The following is a 1,974-nucleotide window of genomic DNA, read 5'->3' on the forward strand; positions in this document are numbered from 1 at the left end:
CGGCGAAAACCGCGTCCCCCGGGGGCAGGGTGGGGCGTTCTTCCGACAGCAGGCGTGCCTCGATCTCCGGCAGGCCGTCATTGAAAAAGGGCAGGGCGGACCAGTCGCCCAAGCCTTCGCGGGGCAGCGTCATTGCCGTTGCGAAGCCGCCGCCACCCGCGCCAGCCGGTCCCGCGCGGCACCGCTGTCGATACTTTCGCGCGCCATGGCGACGCCTGCCTTCAGGTCGGATGCGGCCTCGGCCACGACGAGGGCCGCCGCGGCGTTGAGCAGCACGGCATCGCGATAGGCCGATTCCTCACCGTCGAGCAGGGCCGCGAACCGCTGCGCGTTCTCTTCCGGTGCGCCGCCCAGGATCGCCTCGAACGGATGTTCCGGCAGGCCCGCTTCCTCGGGATGCAGTTCGAATTCGCGCAAGGCGCCGTCTTCCCATGCGGCGACCCAGCTCACCCCGGTGATCGTCAACTCATCGGTACCGTCGCTGCCGTGGACGAGCCATGCCCTGTCCGACCCCAGCGCCCCCAGCGTTTCGGCCATGGGCCGGATCAGGTCGCGCCGGTAGGCGCCGGTCAGCTGGCGTTTCACCCCGGCGGGATTGGTCAGCGGCCCGAGGATGTTGAAGATCGTCCGCGTCCCGAGTTCGGAGCGCGTGGGCATCACATGGGCGATGGCCGGGTGATGCATGGGCGCCATCATGAAGCCGATGCCCGCCTCCGCCAGTTCGCGCTCCACCACTTTCGGCCCTACCATGACGTTGAGACCCATCTGCGTCAGCGCATCCGCCGCACCCGATTTGGACGACAGGTTGCGGTTGCCGTGCTTGGCCACCACGACGCCCGCCCCGGCCACCACGAAGGCCGTGGCGGTGGAAATGTTGAGCGTGCCCTTGCCGTCGCCGCCGGTGCCCACGATGTCCATCGCGCCCTCGGGCGCGGTCACGGCGTGGCATTTGGTGCGCATCACATGGGCGGCGGCGGCGTATTCATCCACGGTTTCGCCCCGGGTCCGCAACGCCATCAGAAAGCCGCCGATCTGGCTCGGCGTTGCTTCGCCGTCGAACAGGATCGCAAAGGCTTCCTGCGCCTGCGCGCGGCTCAGCGGGCCGTTGGCCGCGGCATCGATCAGCGGTTTGAGCGCCTCGCTCATGCCGGGACCTTCAAAAGATCGAGAAAGTTGCGCAACAACGCATGCCCATGGGCCGACCGGATGGATTCGGGGTGAAACTGGACGCCGTGCAGCGGCAGTTCGCGGTGTTGCAATCCCATGATGGTTCCATCCTCCAGTTCGGCGGTGACATGCAGCGCATCGGGCAGGCTTTCACGCTCCACCACCAGTGAATGGTAGCGCGTGGCCTCGAAAGGGCTGGGCAGACCGGCGAAGACGCCGCTGCCGTCGTGATGTACCAGCCCCATCTTGCCGTGCACGATGTCACGCGCGCGCACGACCTTGCCGCCAAAGACCTGCCCCAGCGTCTGATGCCCGAGGCAGACGCCAAGCAGTGGAATGCCCGCCTCTGCCGCCGCCCGTGTCGTATCGATGCAGATGCCCGCCTGATCCGGGTCGCAGGGGCCGGGGGACAACAGGATGCCGGCGGGGTTCATCGCCACCGCCTCCTCTGCTGTCAGCGCGTCGTTCCGCCGTACGACGACATCCGCCCCCAGCTCGCCCAGGTAATGCACGAGGTTGTAGGTGAAACTGTCGTAGTTATCGATGAGCAGCAACACGGGCGAAAACTTTGCGTTAAGGGCTGGGAAAGACACGCCGGGGCGCGATATATGTGGCGCATACATGTTCAGGCTTGCCAGCCGCCGTCAAGGGCGGAGGCTAAGCCGAAAGACCGGTGAATGCGGCAGCAGGTGCAGCAGGAGGTGGCGCAGGGGCTGCGCCCGAAAATGGCAGGAGAATGTTATGGCACGCGGTTTTCTTGGCGGTGTCGTCACCGGCGGTGTCGTGGTGCTTGGGGTGGGGGCCGCG

The 1,974-nt window shown here is 66.9% G+C and carries 2 protein-coding genes; both read right to left on the reverse strand.

Annotation, left to right across the window (positions count from 1 at the left end; all coding sequences use genetic code 11):
- Positions 1–129: 129 nt before the first annotated feature.
- Entirely contained in the window at positions 130–1,146 is a 1,017-nt protein-coding gene (gene trpD, locus A3764_RS15605) for an anthranilate phosphoribosyltransferase (protein ID WP_067923407.1), read from the reverse strand.
- A complete protein-coding gene (locus tag A3764_RS15610) occupies positions 1,143–1,724 on the reverse strand; it encodes an anthranilate synthase component II (RefSeq protein ID WP_067923410.1) in 582 nt (193 codons plus the stop codon). Before A3764_RS15610 ends, trpD begins: the two co-directional genes overlap by 4 nt.
- Between the last annotated feature and the right edge of the window lie 250 nt (positions 1,725–1,974).

This window comes from Sulfitobacter sp. HI0129, from assembly GCF_001635395.1.
GTDB lineage: Bacteria > Pseudomonadota > Alphaproteobacteria > Rhodobacterales > Rhodobacteraceae > Sulfitobacter.

What these genes read in the sequence shown, in the direction of transcription:
- trpD (WP_067923407.1), bottom strand. Translation starts at nt 1,146, where the DNA reads ATGAGCGAGGCGCTCAAACCGCTGATCGATGCCGCGGCCAACGGCCCG.